This is a genomic window from Modestobacter altitudinis, from assembly GCF_005930475.1.
GTDB lineage: Bacteria > Actinomycetota > Actinomycetes > Mycobacteriales > Geodermatophilaceae > Modestobacter > Modestobacter altitudinis.
On sequence record NZ_SJEW01000035.1, the window covers coordinates 26,665 to 50,425 of the forward strand.

Annotated in this window: 22 protein-coding genes; 6 read left to right on the forward strand and 16 right to left on the reverse strand. The window is 73.7% G+C overall.

The annotated features are described in order from the left end of the window. Positions 1-38: 38 nt before the first annotated feature. From FHL79_RS14155 to FHL79_RS14180, 6 genes are all read right to left on the reverse strand, one after another. A complete protein-coding gene (locus tag FHL79_RS14155; protein WP_138759228.1) occupies positions 39-449 on the reverse strand; it encodes a universal stress protein in 411 nt (136 codons plus the stop codon). Beyond that, positions 446-2,023: a tripartite tricarboxylate transporter permease gene (locus FHL79_RS14160; RefSeq protein WP_138759229.1), complete on the reverse strand. Its 1,578-nt coding sequence runs from the start codon at positions 2,021-2,023 to the stop codon at positions 446-448. The genes FHL79_RS14155 and FHL79_RS14160 overlap by 4 nt, the downstream gene beginning before the upstream one ends. Continuing rightward, positions 2,023-2,586 (reverse strand): tripartite tricarboxylate transporter TctB family protein, encoded by a 564-nt coding sequence (locus tag FHL79_RS14165; RefSeq protein WP_138759230.1) that lies wholly within the window; start codon positions 2,584-2,586, stop codon positions 2,023-2,025. The genes FHL79_RS14160 and FHL79_RS14165 overlap by 1 nt, the downstream gene beginning before the upstream one ends. Further along, complete coding sequence (locus FHL79_RS14170; RefSeq protein ID WP_246080788.1) at positions 2,583-3,560, reverse strand: Bug family tripartite tricarboxylate transporter substrate binding protein; 978 nt, start codon at positions 3,558-3,560, stop codon at positions 2,583-2,585. The genes FHL79_RS14165 and FHL79_RS14170 overlap by 4 nt, the downstream gene beginning before the upstream one ends. A 159-nt stretch (positions 3,561-3,719) precedes the next feature. After that, positions 3,720-6,647 carry an excinuclease ABC subunit UvrA gene (gene uvrA / locus FHL79_RS14175; protein WP_138759232.1) on the reverse strand — a complete coding sequence of 976 codons (2,928 nt, stop codon included), beginning with the start codon at positions 6,645-6,647 and terminating at the stop codon, positions 3,720-3,722. A gap of 196 nt (positions 6,648-6,843) precedes the next feature. Continuing rightward, positions 6,844-8,274: an amidase gene (locus FHL79_RS14180; RefSeq protein WP_138759233.1), complete on the reverse strand. Its 1,431-nt coding sequence runs from the start codon at positions 8,272-8,274 to the stop codon at positions 6,844-6,846. A 47-nt stretch (positions 8,275-8,321) separates the two neighbouring features. Here FHL79_RS14180 and FHL79_RS14185 point away from each other — a divergent pair, with 47 nt between their 5' ends. From FHL79_RS14185 to FHL79_RS14200, 5 genes are all read left to right on the forward strand, one after another. After that, the gene (locus FHL79_RS14185; RefSeq protein ID WP_138759234.1) at positions 8,322-8,984 is read left to right on the forward strand and encodes an MBL fold metallo-hydrolase; all 663 of its coding nucleotides are present in this window, start codon (positions 8,322-8,324) and stop codon (positions 8,982-8,984) included. 182 nt (positions 8,985-9,166) lie between these two features. Then, the gene (locus FHL79_RS25130) at positions 9,167-9,340 is read left to right on the forward strand and encodes a hypothetical protein (RefSeq protein ID WP_171058165.1); all 174 of its coding nucleotides are present in this window, start codon (positions 9,167-9,169) and stop codon (positions 9,338-9,340) included. Continuing rightward, complete coding sequence (locus tag FHL79_RS14190; protein ID WP_138759235.1) at positions 9,337-10,101, forward strand: lipase family alpha/beta hydrolase; 765 nt, start codon at positions 9,337-9,339, stop codon at positions 10,099-10,101. The genes FHL79_RS25130 and FHL79_RS14190 overlap by 4 nt, the downstream gene beginning before the upstream one ends. A 330-nt stretch (positions 10,102-10,431) precedes the next feature. Continuing rightward, positions 10,432-10,680, forward strand: coding sequence for a hypothetical protein (locus FHL79_RS14195; protein ID WP_138759236.1), 249 nt, complete (start codon positions 10,432-10,434; stop codon positions 10,678-10,680). Then, positions 10,677-11,114 (forward strand): hypothetical protein, encoded by a 438-nt coding sequence (locus FHL79_RS14200; protein WP_138759237.1) that lies wholly within the window; start codon positions 10,677-10,679, stop codon positions 11,112-11,114. Before FHL79_RS14195 ends, FHL79_RS14200 begins: the two co-directional genes overlap by 4 nt. Here the strand turns inward: FHL79_RS14200 and FHL79_RS14205 are convergent. The 7 genes from FHL79_RS14205 to FHL79_RS14235 form a co-directional block, all read right to left on the reverse strand. Next, positions 11,111-11,389: a hypothetical protein gene (locus tag FHL79_RS14205; RefSeq protein WP_138759238.1), complete on the reverse strand. Its 279-nt coding sequence runs from the start codon at positions 11,387-11,389 to the stop codon at positions 11,111-11,113. The genes FHL79_RS14200 and FHL79_RS14205 overlap by 4 nt on opposite strands. Before the next feature lie 69 nt (positions 11,390-11,458). Next, positions 11,459-12,217 (reverse strand): SDR family NAD(P)-dependent oxidoreductase, encoded by a 759-nt coding sequence (locus FHL79_RS14210; protein ID WP_138759239.1) that lies wholly within the window; start codon positions 12,215-12,217, stop codon positions 11,459-11,461. A gap of 12 nt (positions 12,218-12,229) precedes the next feature. Beyond that, the gene (locus FHL79_RS14215; RefSeq protein ID WP_138759240.1) at positions 12,230-13,231 is read right to left on the reverse strand and encodes an acetamidase/formamidase family protein; all 1,002 of its coding nucleotides are present in this window, start codon (positions 13,229-13,231) and stop codon (positions 12,230-12,232) included. Positions 13,232-13,324: 93 nt separating this feature from the next. Continuing rightward, positions 13,325-14,539, reverse strand: coding sequence for an alpha-hydroxy acid oxidase (locus FHL79_RS14220; RefSeq protein ID WP_138759241.1), 1,215 nt, complete (start codon positions 14,537-14,539; stop codon positions 13,325-13,327). A gap of 31 nt (positions 14,540-14,570) precedes the next feature. Further along, positions 14,571-15,560 carry a DUF2891 family protein gene (locus tag FHL79_RS14225; protein ID WP_138759242.1) on the reverse strand — a complete coding sequence of 330 codons (990 nt, stop codon included), beginning with the start codon at positions 15,558-15,560 and terminating at the stop codon, positions 14,571-14,573. Further along, positions 15,557-17,614, reverse strand: coding sequence for a S9 family peptidase (locus tag FHL79_RS14230; RefSeq protein WP_138759243.1), 2,058 nt, complete (start codon positions 17,612-17,614; stop codon positions 15,557-15,559). Before FHL79_RS14230 ends, FHL79_RS14225 begins: the two co-directional genes overlap by 4 nt. Before the next feature lie 45 nt (positions 17,615-17,659). After that, a complete protein-coding gene (locus FHL79_RS14235; protein WP_171058166.1) occupies positions 17,660-19,000 on the reverse strand; it encodes an MFS transporter in 1,341 nt (446 codons plus the stop codon). A gap of 86 nt (positions 19,001-19,086) precedes the next feature. On the opposite strand from FHL79_RS14235, the gene FHL79_RS14240 reads away from it, so the two are divergent. Further along, positions 19,087-20,331, forward strand: coding sequence for a metal-dependent hydrolase family protein (locus tag FHL79_RS14240; RefSeq protein ID WP_138759245.1), 1,245 nt, complete (start codon positions 19,087-19,089; stop codon positions 20,329-20,331). A gap of 9 nt (positions 20,332-20,340) precedes the next feature. On the opposite strand, the gene FHL79_RS14245 is transcribed toward FHL79_RS14240, so the two are convergent. The 3 genes from FHL79_RS14245 to FHL79_RS14255 form a co-directional block, all read right to left on the reverse strand. After that, complete coding sequence (locus tag FHL79_RS14245) at positions 20,341-21,096, reverse strand: MIP/aquaporin family protein (protein ID WP_138759246.1); 756 nt, start codon at positions 21,094-21,096, stop codon at positions 20,341-20,343. Between the two features lie 104 nt (positions 21,097-21,200). Further along, complete coding sequence (locus FHL79_RS14250; protein ID WP_138759247.1) at positions 21,201-22,277, reverse strand: TerC family protein; 1,077 nt, start codon at positions 22,275-22,277, stop codon at positions 21,201-21,203. A 122-nt stretch (positions 22,278-22,399) separates the two neighbouring features. Then, on the reverse strand, positions 22,400-23,512 hold the full coding sequence (locus tag FHL79_RS14255; RefSeq protein WP_246080790.1) for a TerC family protein: 1,113 nt from the start codon (positions 23,510-23,512) through the stop codon (positions 22,400-22,402). Positions 23,513-23,761 lie beyond the last annotated feature (249 nt).

A 23,761-nucleotide genomic window follows, 5' to 3' on the forward strand; every position in this document is an offset into this window, starting at 1 on the left:
TCATGTCCGCGCCTCCCGGGCCCGCGCGGGCCGACCGTTCACCCCGCGTGCGGCGGGCCCTTGACCGCCAGCACCGGGCAGTCGACGTCCAACAGGATCCGCTGGGCTGCGCTGCCCATGAGCAGCTTGCCGACCGCGGAGCGCCGGCGCAGCCCGATGACCACCAGCTCGGCCGAGGTGTCGCTGACCACGTCGGCGAGCTCCTCGGCGACGTCCCGGCCGCGCACCGGCTGACGTAGCTCGAACGGCACCCCGGAGTCGCCGAGCTGCCGCTCCAGCTGCTCCAGCGCCGCGCCGCGCACCACGTCCTCGTCGACCAGCGCGTCGCCGCGGGAGGCGTTCAGCACGACCAGGCGGGCGCCCCGGCGCCGGCACTCCTGCAGGGCGTGCTCGAGGGCCGCGTCCCCCCGCGGGTTGGGCACGTACCCGACCACCACGGCAGCCGTCATGACCTGTCCTCCCGATCGGCACCCGTGGGGACGGCCTCGTCACGGTCGCGGTGCTCGAGGTGACCGTCGGCCTGCAGCTGCTCGGGCGTGGACCGCGGGCCCTTGACGAGGCGGAGCACGATCGGGCCGACCAGCGCGATCAACGCCAGCGCGAGCACGATGCGGCTGAACCAGGTGTCGACCAGCACGCCGAGGTCGCCGTCGCTGATCGCCAGCGCGCGGCGCAGGTTGGTCTCGGCGATCGGCCCGAGGATCAGCCCGATGACCGCCGGGGCGACCGGCCAGCCGTACCGGCGCATCAGGAACCCGAGCAGCCCGATCACCAGCAGGATCACCAGGTCCAGCGGGTCGGCGTTGACCGCGAACGAGCCGAGCGAGGCGAACACCAGGATGCCCGCGTACAGGTAGGGCCTCGGGATCCGCAGCAGCTTCACCCACACCCCGACCAGCGGCAGGTTGATCACCAGCAGCATGAAGTTGCCGATCAGCAGCGAGGCGATCAGCGTCCACACCAGCGGGCCCTCGGTGGTGAGCAGCGTCGGTCCGGGCTGGATGCCGTAGCCCTGGAAGGCGGCCAGCAGGATCGCCGCCGTCGCCGAGGTGGGCAGCCCCAGCGTCAGCAGCGGGACGAGCACGCCGGCCGCCGAGGCGTTGTTGGCGGCCTCCGGCCCGGCGACCCCCTCGATCGCGCCCTTGCCGAACTCCTCCGGGTGCTTGGTGAGCTTCCGCTCCGCGGCGTAGGAGAGGAACGTCGGGATCTCCGCGCCACCGGCCGGCAGCGCGCCGAGCGGGAAGCCCAGCGCGGTGCCGCGCAACCAGGGCTTCCAGGAGCGCCGCATGTCCTGCCTGGTCAGCCAGCCGGCGCTGGCGTCGAGCACCTGCACCGACCCGCGGCGCAGCCGGGAGGCGACGTAGAGCGCCTCGCCGACGGCGAACAGCGCCACCGCGACCACGACGACGTCGATCCCGTCGGACAGCTGCGGGATGCCGAGGGCGAAACGCTCCTGACCGGTGAGCACGTCCGTGCCGACCAGCCCCAGGTACAGCCCGATGCAGAGCGAGGCCAGCCCGCGCAGCGGCGAGGAGCCGAGCACGGTGGCGACCGCGACGAAGGCGATGACCGCCAGGGCGAAGTAGTCCGCGGCGGTGATGCCGATCGCCAGGTCGACCACGGTGGGCGCGACCAGGGCGAGCAGCACGGTGGCGATGGTGCCGGCGACGAACGAGCCGATCGCGGCGGTGGCCAGCGCGGCCGAGCCACGCCCGGCCTTGGCCATCTTGTTGCCCTCCAGCGCGGTCATGATCGAGCTGGACTCGCCGGGGGTGTTGAGCAGGATCGACGTCGTCGACCCGCCGTACATGCCGCCGTAGTAGATGCCGGCGAACATGATGAACGCGCTGGTCGGCTCCAGCACGTAGGTGACCGGGAGGAGCAGCGCGACGGTCATCGCCGGGCCGATGCCGGGCAGCACGCCGACGGCGGTGCCCAGCAGCACCCCCAGCAGCGCGAAGAGCAGGTTGAGCGGGGTGAGGGCGTCGGCGAACCCGCCGGCGAGGTCGCCCAGGGCGCCCATCAGAACCAGCTCGTCAGGTACTCGAGGACGACGCCTCCGGGCAGGGCCACGTTGAGCGCCTTGACGAAGACGATCCAGACGATGCAGGCGGCGGTCAGCCCGATGAGGAACGGCCGGACGACGCCGACCGCGCCGAGCGCCCAGGCCACCGCGGCGAACATCAGCGCCGCCGCCAGCGGCCAGCCGATCACGTTGATCAGCACCGCGTGCGCCAGGAAGGCCACGGCGATGACGGCGACGGCGCGCCAGTCGGTCGGGGCGTCGAGGTCGACGTCCTCGCTGTCGTCGGAGGGGCCGCGGTCGCCGCGCAGTGTCCGGATGGCCAGCGCGGTGCCGGTGGCCACGGTCAGCCCGCCCACCGCGTAGGGGAAGAAGCGTGGGCCCACGGTGTTCGACGAGCCCGGCACCGCGATCGCCCCGGCGTCGACGAGCAGGTAGACGCCGAGCGCCGCCAGCAGCAGCGACATCACCATCTCGCCGGTGTTGCGCTCGCGTCCGGCGGCGGGTGGAGCGGCCGGCTGCCCGGTCGCGCGCTCGGTCGGCGGCCCGGCTGCCGTGCTCACGGGATCAGCCCGATCTCGGTCAGGATCTGCCGCACGCGGGTCTCCTCCTCGGCGAGGAACTCGCCGTACTCGTCCCCGGTCTGAAAGGTGTCCAGCCACCCGTTGTTCTCCAGCGCCTCGGCCCACTCGTCGCTGTCGTGCGCGTCCTGGACCAGCGCGATGAGGTCCTCCCGGGCGTCCTCGCTCATCCCGGGGCGGGCCATCAGGCCGCGCCAGTTGGTCACCTCGACGTCGAAGCCGGACTCGATGATCGTCGGGACGTCGGGGACCTGGCCGGACCGCTCGGCCGTGGAGACGGCGAGGCCCTTGAGCGTGCCGGAGGTGACCTGCTCGCCGTAGTCGGCGGTGCCGGAGATGCCGGCGGCGACCTGGTTGCCGAGCAGGGCGGCGAGCGACTCGCCCCCGCCGGAGTACGGGATGTAGTTGACCTGCACGGGGTCGATGCCGGCCGCCTGGGCGAGCAGGCCGGCCAGGATCTGGTCGGTGCCGCCGGCCGAGCCGCCGGCGATCGGGGTGCCGCGGGGGTCGGCAGCCCAGGCCGCGACGAAGGAGGCCAGGTCGTCGTGCGGTGACTCCGCGGGGACGACGATCAGCTCGGTCTCGCCGATCAGCTGGGCGATCGGGGTGACGTCGGTGAGCCGGGTCGTGGAGTCGTTGGTGTCGACCGCGCCCACCATGACCAGGCCCATCATCATCAGCAGCGCGTCGTCGTCGTCGCGGGCGAGCTGGCCCAGGCCGATCGTGCCGCCGGCACCCTCGACGTTGAACACCTGCACGTTGCGGGCCACGCCCGCCTGCTGGATCACCCGCTGCAGGGTGCGGGCCGTGGTGTCCCAGCCACCACCGGGGCTGGCCGGGACCATCATCCGCAGCCGGGAGAGGTCACCGGGCTGGACGACGGTGCCGGCACAGCCGGCCAGCGCCGCGAGGGCCGGGGCAGCGACGGCGCCGGCGAGGAAGGACCTGCGACTCATCGACACCGGACGGCTCCTGCCGGAGCTGCGTTGCTCACCTGCCCAGTCGACCACAGCGGGCGCACAACGGGAACGGCCCGGCGAGGATCGACGCCGGAGCGCGACCTCTCCCCCGGACGACGACCGGGGCGGGTCCGCAGCCCCTCCCCGGTCGTTCCGTCAGCTGGCCTTCTCGCCGGCCGCGGAGGCGACCAGCTGGCCCTTCTTCCGCGGCCGCTTCTTCATCGGCGCGGCAGCGGCCGCGACGGCGTCCGGGTCCAGGATCTGGGCAAGGAACCGGCCGGTGTGGCTCTCCGGCACCGAGGCCACGAACTCCGGCGACCCCTCCGCGACGACCATGCCGCCGCGGAAACCACCCTCGGGACCCATGTCGATCAGCCAGTCGGCGCTCTTGATGACGTCGAGGTTGTGCTCGATGACGATGACCGAGTTGCCCTTGTCGACCAGGCCCTGGACGACCTTGAGCAGCTTGCTGATGTCCTCGAAGTGCAGGCCGGTGGTGGGCTCGTCGAGCACGTAGATGGTCCGGCCGTTGGACCGCTTCTGCAGCTCGCTGGCGAGCTTGACCCGCTGGGCCTCGCCACCGGAGAGCGTCGTCGCGGGCTGGCCGAGCCGGACGTACCCGAGCCCGACGTCGGTGAGGGTGCGCATGTAGCGGGCGATCGCGGGGATCGCGGCGAAGAAGTCGGCCGCCTCCTCGATCGGCATGTTGAGCACCTCGGCGACCGTCTTGCCCTTGTAGTGCACCTCGAGGGTCTCCCGGTTGAACCGGGCGCCCTTGCACACCTCGCACGGGACGTACACGTCGGGCAGGAAGTTCATCTCGATCTTCAGGGTGCCGTCACCGGAGCAGGCCTCGCACCGGCCGCCCTTGACGTTGAAGGAGAACCGGCCGGGCTGGTAGCCGCGGACCTTGGCCTCCGTCGTGCTGGCGAACAGCTTGCGGACGTGGTCCCAGACGCCGGTGTACGTGGCCGGGTTGGACCGCGGGGTGCGGCCGATCGGCGACTGGTCGACACCGACCACCTTGTCCAGCTGGTCCAGGCCGGTGATGGTGCGGTGCCGGCCGGGCACCATCCGCGCGCGGTTCAGCTCGTTGGCCAGGGTCGTGTACAGGATGTCGTTGACCAGGCTGGACTTGCCCGAGCCCGAGACGCCGGTGACGGCGACCAGCACGCCGAGCGGGAAGGCCACGTCGATGCCGCGGAGGGTGTTCTCCCGGGCGCCCTTGATGACCAGCTCGCGGCCCGGGACGGGCTCGCGGCGGATCTTCGGGATGGTGATCTCCCGTCGGCCGGACAGGTACTGCCCGGTGATCGACCGCTCGCTGGCCAGCAGGTCGTCGTAGGTGCCGCTGACCACCACCTCGCCGCCGTGCTCGCCGGCGCCGGGTCCGATGTCGACGATCCAGTCGGCCTGCTTGATGGTGTCCTCGTCGTGCTCGACGACGATGAGCGTGTTGCCCATGTCGCGCAGCCGCACGAGGGTCTCGATCAGCCGGACGTTGTCCCGCTGGTGCAGCCCGATCGAGGGCTCGTCGAGCACGTAGAGGACGCCGACCAGGCCGGACCCGATCTGGGTGGCCAGCCGGATCCGCTGGGCCTCGCCCCCGGCGAGCGTCGCCGCCGGCCGGTCGAGGGACAGGTAGTCCAGCCCGACGTCGACGAGGAAGGACAGCCGGGCCTGGATCTCGCGGAGCACGCGGTCGGCGATCGCCTTCTCGCGGCCACCCAGCTCCAGCGCGCTGAGCCACTCCGACGCGTCGCCGATGGACAGGCCGGTGACCTCGGCGATGGACCGGCCGTTCATCTTGACGGCGAGGATCTCCGGCTTGAGCCGGGTGCCGTGGCAGACCGGGCAGGGCACGTCGCGCATGTAGCCCTCGTACTTGTCCTTCATGAACTCGCTGTCGGTGTCCTCGTGGCGGCGCTCGAGGAAGGGCAGCACGCCCTCGAAGGCGGCGTAGTAGCTGCGCTCGCGGCCGTAGCGGTTCTTGTACCGGACGTGCACCTGGTCCGGTGACCCGTGCAGCACGGCCTTCTGCACCTTGGCCGGGAGCTCCTCCCACGGGGTCTGCATCGAGAAGCCGATCATGTCGGCGAGGCCGCCGAGCAGCCGCTGGAAGTACTCGTTGCTCATCGACCCGGCCCACGGCGCGATGGCGCCCTCGCCGAGGCTCTTCTGCGGGTCCGGCACGACGAGGTCGGGGTCGACCTCCTTGCGGGTGCCGATGCCGGTGCACTCCGGGCAGGCGCCGAACGGGGAGTTGAAGGAGAACGAGCGGGGCTCCAGCGCCTCGAAGGACAGCCCGTCGTCGATGCAGGCGAGGTGCTCGGAGAAGGTGCGCTCGCGCTGCGGGTCGTCCTCGGCGAGGTCGACGAAGTCCAGCACGACCAGGCCGCCGGCCAGGCCGAGCGCGGTCTCGACCGAGTCGGTGAGCCGGCGCTTGGCGCTCTCCTTGACGGTGAGCCGGTCGATGATCACCTCGATCGTGTGCTTCTCCTGCTTCTTGAGCTTGGGCGGCTCGGTCAGCGGGTGCACGGTGCCGTCGACCCGGACCCGGGAGAAGCCCTGGGTCTGCAGCGAGCTGAACAGGTCGACGTACTCGCCCTTGCGGGCCCGGACGACGGGGGCGAGCACCTGGAAGCGGGTGCCCTCCTCCATGGCCAGCACCTGGTCGACGATCTGCTGCGGGGTCTGCCGGGAGATCGGCTTGCCGCAGTTGGGGCAGTGCGGCTGGCCGGCGCGGGCGTACAGCAGGCGGAGGTAGTCGTAGACCTCGGTGATGGTGCCGACGGTCGACCGCGGGTTCCGGTTGGTCGACTTCTGGTCGATCGACACCGCCGGGGACAGGCCCTCGATGAAGTCGACGTCCGGCTTGTCCATCTGCCCGAGGAACTGGCGGGCGTAGGCCGACAGCGACTCGACGTAGCGGCGCTGCCCCTCGGCGAAGATCGTGTCGAAGGCCAGGCTGGACTTGCCCGAGCCGGAGAGCCCCGTGAACACGATCATCGCGTCGCGGGGCAGGTCGATGTGGACGTCCTTGAGGTTGTGCTCTCGGGCGCCGCGGACGACGAGCCGGTCCATGTGATCCCTGTCGGTCGCAGTGTGCTGGTGCTGGTGCTGGTCGGTTCGCGGCGGGGCGAGGACCAGTGGTGCGGGGCGGAGCGGTGGCCGCGTGTCGTTCATCGACCAGTCGAACGGTGTGCCAGGAGGCGGGCTTCCCGGCGCGGCGTGTCGCCCGGGTCTCCCGGGCAGGCAGGCCCGCCCGAGGTGGGCAGGGTCAGCCGGAGCGGCTCCCGGCCGGCTGGTCAGGGACGAAGACGGGTGCGTGCCGGCGCCAGGGCAACCGGCGCTCCACCTCCCCGGACAGCCAGAGTAGCCGCGTCTCGGAGCCGGCCGGGCCGACGAACTGCACCGAGCTGGGCAGGCCCGCCCGGCCTGGACCGGCGGGCAGCACCAGGGCCGGCAGCCCGGCCAGGTTCCAGGCGGAGGTCCACGGCGCCCAGCGCGCGTTGGCCGTGGTGTTGGCCAGGAACCCCCGCTCGTGCCACGGCCGGGCCGGCAGCGGCGGACCGGCGACCACCGGGGTGAGCAGCACGTCGACGTCGGCGAAGAAGCTCGTCATCCGCCCCCGGAACGCCTCCGCCGTGCGCGGCCGCACCAGCCCGGCCCGGCGCACCCAGCGGCCCAGGCGGGCGTGGGTGCGGCTGCGCGGCTCCATCCCCACCGGGTCGAGGCCGAGCGCCTCGGCGTCGGCGTCCGCCCCGGCCAGCCACCGGACGACGGTGCCGAGCGCGGCCCCGGGGAGAACCACCGGGTCCTTGCGCAGCACGGTGTGCCCGGCCGCCCGCAGCTCGCCGACGACGGCGTCGACCGCGGCCCGGCCGGCGGCGTCCAGCCGCACCCCGGGGACCGGCGACCGGGTCGAGACGGCGATCCGCAGCGGGGCCACCGGCGCCTCCGGCTCGGCCACCGGCCGGCCGGCGAGGACGGCCAGGCCGGCGGCCAGGTCGGCGGTGGTGGTCGCCAGGACGCCGTGCTCCGCCATCCCGAACCAGGAGTTGGCGCCGACCGGGCCCGGCACCACCCCCCGCCCCGGCTTCAGCGTGACCAGCCCGCAGGCCGCCGCAGGCAGCCGGAGCGAGCCCATCCCGTCGTTGCCGTGGGCCAGCGGCACCACGCCGGCGGCGACCGCGGCCGCGCTGCCACCGGAGGACCCCGCCGGGGAGCGGGCCGTGTCCCACGGGTTGCGGGTGACGGTGCCGGGGGCATCGGTGGCGGCGTAGATGCACAGCTCGGGGACCCGGGTGATGCCGACGACGACCGCGCCGGCGGCCCGGAGCCGGGCGACGACGGGGTGGTCCGCCGTCGCCGGGCGGGGGACGTGCGCCCGCGAACCGTCCGTGGCGACCTCGCCGGCGACCGCGACGTTGTCCTTGACCGCGACCGGCACGCCGGCGAGCGGCAGCTCGGCGCGCCGCGGGGAGCTGTCGACGGCGGCCGCCTCGGCGAGCGCGGCGGCGGTGCGCACCACCCGGAAGGCGCCGATCCGCGCCTCGACGTCGGCCAGGTGGGCCAGGTGGGCGCGCACCACCTCGACGGCGGACAGCCCCCCGGACCGGACCCGGGCGGCGATCTCCGTGGCCGGCAGCCCGACGAGGGACCGGTCGGCGACTTCAGAGGCCGGCAGCCGGTCTGCACTAGCGTCCATGCGGTCGAACCTATCCGGGGTCACCGACAGTCTCAGATCGGAGCGCGATGAGCGGGCAGTCGTACACCGGGGACGTGCAGGTCGGCGGGCCGGCCGACGTCCGGGAGCTGCCCGGGCTGACCATCGCGAAGCTGGCCGTCAGCGAGATGGCCAACAACGCCTACCTGCTCACCTCGGGCACCGGCGAGGCGCTGCTCATCGACGCCGCGGCCGAGCCGGAGGCGCTCCTGGCGCTCGTGGAGGGCGCCGACGTGCGCACCGTGGTCACCACGCACGGGCACTGGGACCACCACCGGGCGCTGCCCCAGGTCGTCGAGGCGACCGGCGCGCAGACCGTGGCCCAGCCGGCCGACGCGGCCGACCTGCCGGTCGCGGTCACCCGCCCGGTCGAGCACGGCGACACGGTCGCCGTCGGTGACCAGGTGCTCGAGGTGGTGCACCTGCGCGGGCACACGCCCGGCAGCATCGCGCTGGTCTGGCGCGGCCCCGAGGGCGCCGGCACCCACGTCTTCACCGGGGACAGCCTCTTCCCGGGCGGTCCTGGGAGGACGACGACTCCGGAGGACTTCACGTCGCTCATGGACGACCTGGAGGAACGGGTCTTCGGCCGGCTCGACGACGACACGTGGTTCTACCCCGGGCACGGCAAGGACTCGACCCTCGGTGCCGAGCGCCCGCACCTGGCGGAATGGCGCGAGCGCGGCTGGTGAGCAGCGTCCGACGGTGTCCGTGAAGGCGGCTCCAGGGACGGAGCGAGTGCAGGGACGCCGCTGAGCCGGAGTGTGGTCCTGCCGTGCCGGCGAGGTGCTTGTCTCAGCACCGGAGGTCGCGTTCGTGCCGTCGACGGACCTAGCCGGGTCGCGACGCTGCACGAGGGGATCCTCGGCTGCCCGTGGTCGAGCAGGATCGCGTCGCCGCCGTCCTCGACGCACGCCACCTGACCGTGCGGGTGACGCACGTCGGCCCTGGGCTCACGGTCCAACCGTTCCCGATGCTGGCCGGGCAGCTCGGCGACATCCGCAGTGCGGCGCGGCTGCTGCCGGTCAGGGGATGCTGGGCCAGGTGATCACCACCACGCGCGTCCGCTCCCTGGCCCGGCTCGCGACCGAACCGCCGCGAGCCGCGTTGGACGTCGCTGCCCTGGCGGCTGTGTGGCCGGTGCTCGCCACAGCGCGCCGCGGTGACGGCCAGCCCGTGCTGGTGCTGCCGGGATGGCTGACCGGCGATGCCGCCACGATGCCCCTCCGCACCGCTCTGCGAGCTCTCGGACATGACGTGTCCGCGTGGAGCCTCGGCAGGAACCGCGGCCCCACGGGGCGGGTCGTACAGGAACTGCGCTCGCGCCTCGACCTGTTGCACCGGAACTCGGGACGGCGGGTCAGCCTGGTCGGGTGGAGTCTCGGGGGGCTGTACGCCCAGGAGCTGGCCAGGGCCGCGCCGGCCAGCGTCCGCGGGATCGTCACGCTGGGCAGCCCAGTGACGCGGCGGGCCCCGTGGATGCGCAGCGCCTCCGGCATGGTGGACCGCGGCCCTCGCCTGCCCCGCGGGGTCGACGCCGTGCCCCGGCCCTGGGCCGAGCGCGGCTCGCTGCGCGTGCCCGCGACGTCGGTGTACAGCCGGTCGGACGGCATCGTGCCCTGGTCGTCGTGCAGGTACGAGCACCGGCCTCGCCGGGAGAACGTCGAGGTTCGTGGCAGTCCCCTGGGCCTCGGGTACAACCCTGCCGTGCTGTGGGTGCTGGCCGACCGGCTCGGGATGGCCGAGGGGGCCTGGAGACCGTTCGAGCCACCAGCCGCCCTTCGCCCGTTCTTCCCCCACAGTCGGTGAACGGGGGCGATGGGACGGGTGTCCCTGGTGGGGCGCTCAGGGGTAGGAGCGCGTGCGCGGTCAGGCACCGCGATCACCAGCGACAGCCTCTTCCCCGGCGGTGCCGGCGACACCCAGCAGGACGCCGCCCGGTTCAGCAGCCTGGTCGACGACGTGGGGACCCGGCTGTCCGGCGAGCTCCCGGACGACACGTGGGTCCACCGGCCCGCAGCCGGACGCACGGTTGCGGTCGGCCGGTTCGATTGCACACCACCGGGTAGGAGGCGACCGATGCCGCACGGCGTCCGTCGCGGCTGACGGCTGCGACCCGACCGACCCGAGGAGAGCCCCATGTCCATGACGAGCAACGACGCCGCCACCGGTGGCCGGGACATCAAGTCCCACGACACCACCAGCTTCGCCGACCTCGGCAAGGAGATGTGGTCCTACCTGACCGGCAAGGGCGCGGCGATCAACTACCAGTTCGTCGACATGGTGGTGGAGGTGCCGCGGGAGACCGGCTCGGACGCCCCGCGTGCGACCTGGCGACTGAACGGCACGCTGCGGATCACCACCGCCGAGAACGCCGCCCAGGGATGACCGCGGAGGTGACCCGCCTCGACGTGACCGCCGACCTGTCCCTCGTGGTCGACGGCGCGCCCGTGCGGGTCACCGCCCAGGGCGGTGACCTGGACGTGGTCGCCGACGACGTCCGCGGCTTCGTGCTCGCCCTCCGGGCGGCGGCCACCGCGCGGACCGGCGTCCGGCCGGGAAGGGCCGACGTCGGTGGCCTCGCCGACGCGCTGGCCGACGCCGGGCTCACCGCCCGGCTGCGCTCCCCCGCCCAGGACGTGGTGACCGTCGGCGCCGGCGTGGACTCCGCCCTCGGCGGTCTGCTGCTGGGCACCCGCCGGGCACGGCCCGACGCGCTCGGCATCGTCCGGGCCAGCGGTCGGGCACGCGCCGTCGAGGTGGCGCTGGCCGGCACCCTGGTCCTCGTCGGTGTCGCGTCCCTGCGCCGTCGGCCGCGCTAGTCCTCGAACAGCTCGACGAGCTCGGCCGCCGTCCCGGCGACGTGCAACGGCACGACCGACACCGTCCACTCCGGGCGGCGGTCGTCGAGGTCGACGGCCAGGTCCCAGGCGGCCCGTGCGGTGAGCGGCCCGAAGCACGCATCATCCCCGTCCTCACTGACCGCGATCTCGACCAGCCAGGTGTCGGACAGGTCGGCGGCGAGCTCGTCGAAGTCCGGCTCGCTCTCCTCGTCGGGCTCGGGGGCATCGGCCTGCACGGGGTAGATGAGCGCCATCCGTGCACGCTAGGCCCCCTGCGGGGATGCGGGAACGAGGACGCCCCCGACTTCCTCCCGGACGGCGGGTCAGAGCTGGATGCCCCGGGTCAACGCGCCGTCGACCACCAGGTTCGTGCCCGAGATCCGGCTCGCGACCGGACTGCTGAGGAAGACGACCGCCCGGGCCGACTCCTCGGGCGTGCCCATCTGCCCGGTCGGGTTCAGACCCAGGGCCGTGCTGAAGAGGTCGGCGTCCCCCCGCTCGATCTGCTGCCAGACGCCGCCGTCGAAGTAGGTGTTGCCCGGGGACACGACGTTGGCCCGCACCCGGCCGGCCAGCTGGAGCGCCAGGCCGGAGACGTACCCGATGATGGCCGTCTTCATCGTCCCGTACGGGCCGGAGGCGAAGTCGGCCTCGCGGCCCGAGACGCTGGAGATCGCCACGACCGACCCGTCGTCGCTGGCCTCCAGGTGCGGCAGGGCCGCGGTCACCAGCCGCACGGTGTGCATCAGGTCGACCTCGAACGAGGTGTACCAGTTCTCCTCGGTGTCCGGGATGGCGAGCGCGCTGATGTTGGCCACGACGGCGTCGAGGCCGCCCAGCCGCTCGGCCGCTGCGGCCACCCACGCGGTCAGCGCGGCGCCGTCGCGGACGTCGAGCTGCACGCCGCGCAGGCCGGCGCCCCGGCCGGCCAGCGCCTTCTCGGTCGCCTCGATCTCGCCGGCGTCGCGGGCGCAGAACTCCACGGCGGCGCCCTCGTCGACGAACGCCTCGACGATCGCGCGCCCGATGCCGCGGGTGCCACCGGTGACGAGCACGCGGGAGCCGGTCAGCTGCAGGTCCATGGTCGGTCCGATCTAGCGGAGGGTCGCTGCGCGGGCGCGCAGGTCGTCGTGCAGGCCGCCGTAGGCCGCCGCCCTGGGCAGCAGCGACTTGCGCGCCTTGACGACGGCGCTGTAGTTCGCGTCGACGACGTTGGCGATCGGGACCTCGGTGATCTGCGAGAGCAGCTGGTAGGCGTCCATCGGGGCCAGGCCGTAGAGCTCGCCGAACCAGCGGACGAGCTCGACCTGGCCGATCCGCCAGGCGTCCTCCAACGGGCGGCTGGAGCCGACGGTCATCCAGTGGGTGTCGTCCTCGAGCCGGGGCCAGGCCGGGGCGCCGCCCTTGATGAGGTCGACGATCAGCGTGGTCGTCATGGCGCCCTCGACGGCGGTGCCGCAGGCCTCCCCCTCGCCCTGCCGGTAGTGCCCGTCCCCGAGGGAGAACAGCGCGCCCTCGACGTTCACCCCGAGGAAGCAGGTGGTGCCGGCCCGCATCTGCGGGGTGTCCATGTTGCCGCCGAACCGCTCGGGCACCAGCGAGCTGCGCGCCTCTCCCCCGGGCGGTGCCACGCCCACCGTGCCGAGCATCGGCTCGACCGGCAGGTCCACCGTGAAGTCGCTGGAGCCGGCCACGAAGGTGACCGTGTTGCGGGCACGGTCGAGCTCGTAGATCCAGGTCGTGTCCGGCAGCGGGTCCTGGAGGGTGGCGACCCGGTCGGTGCTGGTGAGGCCGCCGAAGAACGGGATGGCGGCCGAGGCGCCCCAGTCGCGCGCGGGCTCGAGCGCCACGAGGTGCAGCGCGAGCGTGTCACCGGGTTCGGCGCCCTCCACGTGGAAGGGGCCGGTCTGCGGGTTCACGAAGCGCAGGTCGACCTTGTCGCTGGAGCGGTCCGCCACCGAGCGCAGCGCGCCGCAGAACGCGTCGTCGGACCACAGCCGCAGCGCCGTCCCCGGTCGGACGCGCATCAGCGGTGCGACGCCGCCGAAGGTGAACGCGTACTGATCGAACGACGGGGTGACCTCGACGACGTCCATGACGCACCCTATGCGGACCTGCCTGCTCCCCACGAGTCGCTCCGCGACCCGCGGGCCCCTGCAGGCAGGCCGCTCCAGCACGTCACCCCCAGGTCAGGAGCGCAGCCGGGCCCGTTGCGGGGTCAGCTCGGCGACGCTCGCGACCCCGAGCAGCTGCATCGTGCGGGTGACCTCACGGGTCAGGATGTCGACCGCCCGCTGCACCCCGCGCTCACCGCCGGCCATCAGCCCGTACAGGTAGGCCCGGCCGACCAGGCAGGCGCGGGCCCCGAGGGCCACCGCGGCGACCACGTCGGCGCCGTCGAGGACGCCACCGTCCACGTACACCTCCGCCCGGTCCCCGACCGCCGCCGCGACGGCGGGCAGCTGCTCCAGCGGCGTGGGTGCGCGGTCGAGCTGCCGGCCGCCGTGGTTGCTGACGACCACGGCGTCGGCTCCCGCGTCCACGACCGCCCGCGCGTCGTCCACCCCCTGCACGCCCTTGACGACCAGCGCGCCCGGCCACGACGCCCGCAGCCGCTCGACGTCGGCCACCGTCGCCGCCGGCTCGAAGACCCGGTCGACCAGGTCGGCGATCGTGCCGCCCCAGGAGCGCAGCGAGGCGAACTCCAGCGGTGGGGTGGTGAGCAGGTCGACCCACCAGCGCGGGTGGACGGCGGCGTTCGCCACGGTGCGCACGGTCAACGCCGGCGGGATAGAGAACCCGTTGCGGACGTCGCGCAGCCGGGGCCCGGCGACCGGGGTGTCGACGGTGAGCACCAGCGCCTCGTAGCCGGCCACCCGAGCCCGCTCGACCAGGGCCGCGCTGGCGTCCCGGTCGCGCCACAGGTACAGCTGGAACCACCTCCGGGCCGCCGGCGCCGCCGCGGCCAGCGCCTCGACCGACGTCGTCCCCATCGTCGACAGCGCGTACGGGACGCCGACCCGCTGCGCCACCCGGCCGACGGCGGACTCGCCCTCGGTGTGCATCAGCCGGGTGAAGCCGGTCGGCGCGAGGACCAGTGGCAGGGCCGACGGGGCGCCGAGCAACGTCGTCGAGGCGTCCACCGCGCTCACGTCGCGCAGCACCCGCGGGCAGAACTCGACGCGCTCGAAGGCCTCGCGCGAGCGCCGCAGCGAGATCTCCGCACCGGCGGCGCCGTCGGTGTAGTCGAAGACCGCGCGCGGCACCGTCCGGCGGGCCAGCTCGCGCAGGTCGCCGATCGTCGCCGCCCGCGCCAGCCGGCGGTCGATGGCGTCGCCCGGCAGCCGGCGGGGCCGGACCAGCTCGGAGAACTCCGACCAGCGAGGGACCCGGCGCTCGACCACGCCCTGACCCTGCCATCCCCGGGGCTCGGCGTCAGTACTGCTCGTCCAGGTACAGCAGCGCGTAGGCGGCCAGCCAGTGCTCGACCATGTAGTCGCTGCCGCTGACGTGCGGCAGCGCCGCCGCGGCGTGCTCGCCGGCCGAGGCCAGCAGCTCGTCGCGGGCCTCGGGCCAGACGGCCGCCAGCCGGCGCAGGCACCACGCCCGCGAGAGGTTCAGCCCGTGCAGGTGCGCGGTCTGCCCGTCGCTCGCGTCGCCCACCACCGCGGGGGCGAACCGCGGGGCAGGGAGGAACCGGGGCAGCCAGCCCTCCGGGTCCGGCAGCACCGTCGTCATCAGCACCGCCTCCACCAGCGACGGGGACAGGAAGTCCGATCCCGACGGCTCCCAGCGCACCGGGGCGTCGGCGTCGTCGGCGAACCAGCGCAGCGCTGCGTCGACGAGGACGCCGTCGGCTCCGGCCCGGCGCGCGGCCGGCAGCGCCCTCAGCAGACCGAAGGCGCTGTTCGGGTGCAGCCCCGAGCGGACCGGGTAGGGAGCCGCCGGCAACCAGCGGGCGAAGGCGCCGAGGAAGTGGTCGGCCAGCGGCTGCAGCAAGGCGGCCCAGCGGCGGACGTCGTCCGGGGCGTCCGGCGCCGCAGCCCACGAGGCCGCCTCCTCGACCAGGGTCAGCGCCCACGCCCAGCCGTAGGGCCGCTCCCACCCCGGGTGGGCGACGGCGTGGGCCACCTCCGCCGCGATCGCCTCGGCCGTCCAGTGCTCGTGGAGCACCGCCCGGACCTCGGCGGCGGGCACTGCGGCGGGCGCCAGCCGCAGCAGCCGGAGCAGCACCCAGTGCATCTCGACCGCGGAGTGCCAGTCGTAGCTGCCGTAGAACGCCGGGTGCCGGTCGCGCGGCCGCAGCGGTGCGTCGCCCGGCCCGGTGTAGTGGACGTAGAGGCCGTTGGGGAACTCCTCGCGGACGGTGCGCAGCGCGGTGGCGGCGAGCTCCGGCGCGGCGGCGAGCAGCTGGGGCGAGGTCACCGCACTCGCGTCGCCTCGACCGTCAGCGGCTGGGTCCGGACCGCTGCGGGCACCGCGGCCTCCGCGCCGGCCGGCAGTGCGCCCGCCGCCGAGCTGTTCCGCGAGGTCGGCAGCCACTGCCCCCACCAGCGCAGCACGTGCTCCAGCCGGGCCTGCCGGTGCTTCGGCCGGCCGGACCGGGACAGCTCGTGGCCCTCCCCCGGGAAGAGCAGCAGCTCGGTCGGGACGTCGCGGCGCTTGAGCTCGACGAACAGCCGGGTGCCCTGCTCGAGCGGGCAGCGCCAGTCCTCCTCGGAGTGGATGACCAGCGTCGGGGTGGTGATCCGGTGCGCCGAGGCCATCGGCGACTGGGCAGCGACCCGCTCGGGGTCGGTGCCCACGTACTCGTCGGGGAAGAAGAACCCGATGTCGGAGGAGCCGACGAAGCTGACCGGGTCGTTGAAGGCCCGCTCGCTGATGCCGGCGACGAACCGGTCGGTCCGGCCGAGCAGCAGCGTGGTCATGAACCCGCCGTAGGAGCCGCCCATGATGCCGACCCGCGAGGAGTCCAGGGTCGGGTCCTCGAGCGCGGCGTCCAGGAACGCGAGGACGTCGTCGGCGTCCAGCTCGCCCATGTGCTCCTTGATGACCCGCCCGTGCGCCTGGCCGTAGCCCGAGGAGCCGCGCGGGTTGCACTGGACCACCGCGTAGCCGGCCTCGACGTAGGCCTGGGTCTCGTCGAACAGCGTCCAGCCGTACTGCGCGAACGGGCCGCCGTGCACGGTGAGCAGCACCGGGTGCGGCCCCGGGCCGGGCGGGCTGGTCACCCAGCCGTGCACCGGGTAGCCGTCGGGTGCGGTCGCCGTCGTCTCCCGCATCCGGTGCAGCCGGCCGGTGGCCTGCAGCGGCGCACCGAACCCGGTGATCAGCCGGCGGCGACCGGGGGTGATCGCGATCAGCTCCCCGGCGGACCGGTCGTGCGCCACCGTGGCGACGACGACGCCGCCACCCACCGCGATCCCGCGCACCGTGTAGTGCCCGTCGACGAGCGGTTCGGGCGCACCGCCGGACAGCGGCACACGCAGCAGCTCGACCGCGCCGCGGCGCCGGATGCCGATGAACGCCGCCCCGCCGGCGACCACCGTCGCCGGGGTCTCGTCACCCCGGTCGTGCTCCTCGGGGTCCAGCAGCGGTTCCACCTCACCACCGGCGGCGGACACCCGGCACAGCGTGGAGTTCCGGCCGACGAAGTCACGGCCCAGCGGGCCGAGGTCGGGCTGGGCGGTGAGGTAGATGGTGCTGCCGGCGGGGTCCTCGGGGTCGTAGGCCGGGTGGGCGACCGCGGACCGGGACCCGGTCACCTTCCGCAGCCCGGTGCCGTCCGGGCGCACGGTGTAGACGTCGGTGACCCGGTCGGTGTCCGCGCCCTCGTGCCGGGCGGAGACGAAGGCCAGCTCGGTGCCGTCCGGGCTCCAGGCGACGTCGGTGTCGTCGACGTCCCCACCGGTGACCTGGAACGGCGGCGGTGACGCGACGCCGTCGTCCTCGGTCTCGGCGGGCAGGTCCACGACGAAGACGTGGCTGCGGCGGTCGTTGGTGAAGCCGACCCCGTCGGCGCGGTACTTCAGCGTGGTGATCAGCCGCGGCGCCTCGGCCGCGGGCGGCACGTCCTCGTCGGTGCCGTAGCGACCGGCCTCGGGCACCCGCGCGGTGTAGGCGAGCCGGCGGGAGTCCGGCGACCAGACCGGCGTCCCGGCCCCGAGGTGGTGGTCGGTGAGCGCGCGTGCCACTCCCCCGGCGGTGGCCAGCACGTGCAGCTGCGGCTTGCCCTTCGGCTCGGCGGAGAGGTAGGCCAGCCAGCGGCCGTCCGGGGAGAACACCGGCTCGGTGTCCCGGTGCCCGTGGGTGAGCGGGCGGGCCGGCGCGGACCCGTCCGTCGGCACGGTCCACAGCTGGCCGCGGTACTCGTCGGCGTCGAGGTCCAGACGGGAGACGGAGACGACGGCGGTCGTCCCGTCCGGGGACACCGTCGGCACACCGGGGACGCGCAGCAGGGAGAGGTCGGTCGGCCGCATGACCGGCACGCTAGCCCAGCCCCGGAGCGCCCCAGATCGTGAGCGCTACTGAGGGGTGCGAGCTCCCGGGTCGCGCCGGTCCGCCCGGATGCTGCGGACCAGGCCCAGCGCACCCAGCAGCGGTAGGGCGGCGAGCACCAGCAGGCTGCGGTCGAGCCCGAGCACCTCCCCGACGCCGCCGACCACCGCCGACCCCACCCCGCCGCCGACCAGGAACACCAGCGTGGCGATGCCGAGGGCGACGCCGCGCACCTCGACCGGGACGGCATCGCCGACCGCGGCCATCAGCGCCGGCTGGCCCAGACCGAAGGCGAGGGTCACCAGGACGACGGCCGACACCAGCCCGGGCGCGGACCCGGCGGCGGCGCCCAGGGCTGCCGCCAGCAGCGCGACCGTCGCCGTGACCCCGGAGATGACCAGCGACCGGGCCGGGCCCAGTCGGGCCAGCAGCGGGCCGGCCAGCCGGGGGGCGAGGAAGCCGGTGAGCGCGCTGGGCACCAACGCCAGGCCGATGCGCAGCGGCGTCCATCCCTCACCGGCCAGCACGGCAGGGACGGCGATCAGCAGCGCGAACCAGGCGGCCGGGACGGCCGAGGCAGCCAGCGCGCTGCGCACCACCACCGGCTCCCGGACGACGACCGTGGGCAGGAACCCCTCTGGCCGGCGGCGCACCTGCGCGGCGACCGCCGGGATGCCCAGCGCGAGGAGGGCGGCACCGACGACGGCGATCGCCACCCCCGACGCCGGGGACTGCACCAGCAGCACCAGGCCGGCTCCGGTGCCCGCGACCAGGACTGCACCCAGCACGTCCAGCCGGGCCCCGGTCCCGTCGGTGGGGACCGCGCGCCACAGCACCGGCACCAACAGCAGCCCGAGCGCCGGCAGCACCACGACCGCGCGCCAGCCCGCGACGTCGGCGACCAGGCCACCGGCCAGCGGCCCGAGCGCGCTGACCGCCGCCGCGGTACCGGCGACCCGGCCGAGCGCGGCGGTACGCACCGCTCCGTCGTACTTGGCGCTGACGATCGCCATGCCGAGCACCGGGACCGCTGCTGCGCCCGTCCCCTGGAGCAGGCGGGCACCCAGCAGCACCGGGTAGCTGGGGGCCAGGGCGCCGAGCACCGCGCCCGCGGTCATCAGGCCCACGCCGACGACGAGTGGCAGCCGGATGCCGGTCAGGTCGGCGATCCGGCCGTACACAGCTGTCGCCACGGCCAGCATCAGCGCGTAGAGGCTGATCACCCAGGAGACGCCACCGGTGGTCAGGTCGAGGTCGGCGGCGATGGCCGGCAGCGTGACCGCCACCGCAGCACTGCCCATGCCGGCGAGGCCGAAGAGGGCGCCGACCAGACCGGCGATGCGGCCGGCGTCGGACGAAGAGCCCATGACCGGCAGCCAACCACGTGCCGACCGGACCCCGCTCCTGGGCCGCATGATCCTGAGGACCGCTAAGAAAGCGCTAGGGTGCCCGGATGACGCGACGCGTGTTCTCCGGTGGCAGGGTCCTCGACGGCACGGGCGCCCCGGCAGCGCCCGCGGACGTGCTGGTCGAGGACGGCCGGATCGTCGAGGTCGGCCCCGGGCTGGACGGCGACGAGGTGGTCGACTGCACCGGCGCGACCGTGCTGCCGGGCCTCATCGACTGCCACGTGCACGTGATGATGAGCGGCGTCGACACCCTCCGGCAGCTGCAGACGCCCTTCGGCTACGGCTACTACGAGGCGCTGCACAACCTGCGGCGCACCCTCGCACAGGGCATCACCTCGGTCCGCGACGCCGGCGGAGCCGACCTGGGCGTCGCCGAGGCGGTCCGGAGCGGGCTGATCGCCGGCCCGCGGATGCAGATCGCGATCAGCATGCTGTCCCAGACCGGCGGCCACGGCGACGGCTGGCACGTCTGCGGCGCCGACCTGCCCATCTTCGCCCCGCACCCGGGCCGGCCGGCGACCGTCGTCGACGGCCCGGACGAGATGCGGCGCACGGTGCGCCAGCTGCTGCGGGCCGGCGCCGACGTGATCAAGGTGGCCACCAGCGGCGGCGTCCTCTCGGCCCGGGACGACCCGCGGCACCCGCACTTCCGCGCCGCCGAGCTCGACGCCCTGGTCGAGGAGGCGGAGGCGGCCGGGGTGTACGTCATGTCCCACGCCCAGGGTGCCGGCGGGATCAAGGCCGCCGTGCGGGCCGGGATCCGCTCCATCGAGCACGGCATCTTCCTCGACGACGAGGCGATCGACCTGATGCTGCAGCGCGGCACCTGGCTGGTCCCGACCCTGGCCGCGCCGCGCGCCGTGCTGGCGGCGGTGGCCGCCGGCGCCTCGCTGCCGCAGACGGTGATCGACAAGGCCCGCAACGTGCAGGCGGCCCACGACGAGTCGGTCGGCCGGGCGATCGCGGCCGGGGTGAAGGTCGCCATGGGCACCGACAGCGGCGTCGGTCCGCACGGGGACAACCTCGTCGAGCTGGGCCTGATGGCCGACTGCGGGATGCGCCCGGAGCAGGCCTGGCACGCCACCACCCTGTCCGCGGCGGAGCTGCTCGGCGTGGCCGACCAGCTGGGCAGCCTCGAGCCCGGCAAGCGGGCCGACGTCGTCGTCCTGGAGGGTGACGCCTCCGACCTCACCGGCCTGTCCGGCCGGGTGCGCGAGGTGTGGCGGGACGGCGAGCTGGTGGCCACCGGCGGCGCGACGGTCGAGGCGGGGACCGTCGCGCCGAGCTGAGCCGACCGGTCAGGCGGCGGTCTCGGCGGCGTTCTCGGCCTGGGCGGGGTCCTGCCCCTGGCCGAGGAACCGCGCGTACAGGACGGCCGCCAGGACGCCACCGAGCACCGGGCCGAGCACGTAGGCCCACGCGCCGTCGAAGGTGCCGGCCACGATCATCGGGCCCAGGGCGCGGGCCGGGTTGACCGCTCCGCCGGAGAGCGGGCCGGCCACCAGCACCCCGACGGCCAGGGTGAACCCGACGGCCAGGCCCGCGGCGCCCTTGGCCACCCGGCTGTCGGTGGCCACCGAGACGATGACCAGCACGAGGAAGAAGGTCACGACCGCCTCGATGACGAACACGGTCAGCGTGCTGACCCCGCCACCGGGCAGCGTCGCGGCCAGCGAGGCGGAGTCGCGGGCGGCGTCCCCGTAGGTGAGCCACACGGTGAGGCTGGCCAGGACGGCGCCGCCGAGCTGGGCCAGCAGGTAGGCCGGCACGTACCGCCACGGGAACGCGCCGGTGACCGCCAGCGCCAGGGTGACGGCCGGGTTCAGGTGGGCGCCGGACACGTGGCCGAGTGCGTTGACCAGCGCCACCAGCGCGAGGCCGAAGGCCAGCGCGATGGCCAGCGAGTCGGCCGTCCCGCCGGCGATCGGCTGGTCGAGCAGCGCGGCGGCGGCGACCGAGGTCCCGGCGAGGACCAGCAGATAGGTGCCGATCAGCTCAGCGATGGCGACGCGCGGGACGTTCTGGGTGGTGCTGCTGCCGTAGAGGCCGGACATCGAGTGGTTCTCTTCTCCCCGTCGGACGGCCGCCGGTGCTGGGCGGCCCGGGACAGTCTCAGTGACCGGCTCCCCGCCCGCTGGGCGAGCGGGGAGCGGCGGCGTCAGGTACGGCGGGGCTCGTCGGCCTGGGCGGCCGGGGCGGTGCGCCCGGCCTCGTCGGTGTCCACCGCTGCCTCGCCGCCGGCCACCCGCGGCCGCTCGTCGTCGTCCGGGGTCTCGCCGCGGGTCTTGAGCAGGCTGGCGACGGTGGCGATGACCAGCACGCCGAGGATCACGGTGAGCGAGAGCCAGATCGGGATCTCCGGGACCGCCTCGATGTGCTCGCCGCCGTTGATGAACGGCAGCTCGTTGGTGTGCAGCGCCTCCATGATCAGCTTGACGCCGATGAAGGCCAGGATCACCGCCAGGCCGATCGAGAGGTAGACCAGCCGCTTGAGCAGCCCGCCGAGCAGGAAGTAGAGCTGGCGCAGGCCCATCAACGCGAAGATGTTCGCGGTGAAGACGATGAACGGCTCCTTGGTGAGCCCGAAGATCGCCGGGATGCTGTCCAGCGCGAACAGCAGGTCGGTCGTGCCCAGCGCCAGGAACACCACGATCATCGGCGTCCAGAACTTCTTGCCGTCCTGGGTGACCCGGATCTTGCTCTCGTGGAAGTCCTGGGTGATCGGCAGGACCTTGCGCATCCGCCGGATGAGCGCGTTCTCCTCGTAGTCCTCGTCCTCGCCCCGGTGCCGGACCAGGTTGATGGCGGTGTACACGAGGAAGGCGCCGAAGATGTAGAAGACCCAGGTGAAGCGCTCGATCACCGCGGCGCCCAGCAGGATGAAGACCCCGCGGAGCACGAGCGCGATGATGATCCCGACCATCAGGACCTCTTGCTGCAGCTTCCGGGGCACCTGGAAGCGCGCCATGATGATCACGAAGACGAAGAGGTTGTCGACCGACAGCGAGTACTCGGTCAGCCAGCCGGCGTAGAACTCGGTCGCGAACTGGCCGTTGGTGACCGCGAGGACGACCGCCCCGAAGACCAGCGCCAGGGCGACGTAGAAGACGACCCAGGCGGTCGCCTCCTTCACCGACGGCTCGTGCGGACGGCGGACGACGAGGGCCAGGTCGGCGAGCAACAGGACCGTCAGCCCCACGAACGTCGCGACCTCGAACCAGACGGGGAGCTCCACGGGTCACGACTCTACGGGTCACTCCCCGGGTGTACCGGCCAACGAATTCGTGCCCGCAGACACGGACGGCACGGGCCGGGGACGACGCGTCGTCGTCCCCGGCCCAAGAGCGTGCTGTGCGGTCAGTCGGTGCGCGCCGAGGACGGCGCGGTGGCCCGCTCGGCGGCCGGCGCGGTGGCTGGCTCGGCGCTCCGGGTGCTCGCAGCGGTGGCCCCGCCGGTGATCCCGGAGGCAGCGGCGGCGTCCCGGACCCGCCGACGCTCGCGGACCTTGCGGTCGTGCCGCAGGCTGGCCAGCGTCGTCACCAGCAGGGTGACCAAGATGACCGCCAGCGACAGCCAGGTCGGGATCTCCGGGATCGCGGTGATGTGCTCGCCACCGTTGACCCAGGACAGCTCGTTGGTGTGCAGCGCGTGGATGACGAGCTTGGCGCCGATGAAGGCGAGGATCACCGCGAGGCCGTAGGCCAGGTACACCAGCCGGTCGAGCAGCCCGTCGATGAGGAAGAAGAGCTGCCGCAGACCCAGCAGCGAGAACGCGTTGGCGGCGAAGACCAGGTAGGTGTCCTGGGTCAGACCGAAGATCGCCGGGATCGAGTCGACGGCGAAGATGATGTCGGCGGTGCCGATGGCGATCAGCGCGATGGCCAGCGGGGTGATGTACCGCTTGCCCTGCACGGTGACCGTCATCTTGTCGTCGTGGTGCTCTTCGGTCGTCGGGACGACCTTGCGCACCAGCCGCAGGACGGCGTTCTCCTGGTACTCCTCGTCGCCGTTGTGACCACCGCTGCGGGCCTGCACCCAGGCGGTGTAGATGAGGATGGCGCCGAAGAGGTAGAAGACCCAGCTGAAGTTCTCGATCGCCGCGGCGCCGACGAGGATGAAGATCGTCCGCAGCACCAGCGCGAAGGTGATGCCGAACAGCAGCACCTTCTGCTGGGCGATCCGCGGGACGCCGAAGCTGGCCATGATGAGGACGAACACGAAGAGGTTGTCCACCGAGAGGCTCTTCTCGGTGATGTAGCCGGCGAAGTACTCACCGCCCGGGGTCGCTCCGCCGAACCAGAGCACCAGCAGGCCGAAGACGACGGCGATGCCGATGTAGACCGCCGACCAGGTGGCCGCCTCGCGCAGCGAGGGTGCGTGCGGGGTCCGGACGTGGCCGACGAAGTCGAAGACCAGCATCCCGACGATCGCGGCGATGGTGATCGCCCAGATCCAGAAGGGGACGTCCATGCGTGAGTTCCTCCGGTGCTACTGGCAGATGCGTCAGTACCCGGAGGTCTCTCCCACCGACCTGGTCGCGGTCGGCCGGCAGCGCCGGAGGTCATGGGACCTCGTGTTGACGACGGTGCCGCGGCGGGATACTCCCCTCCACGTCGAACCGGCTCCGCACGAGCGCCATCGCCCGGCGGACCGCGATTCGTCAGCAGGTGAACGCTCACCCGGACCCGCGAGTTCCCAACGCCCCCGCCGCCCGCCCAC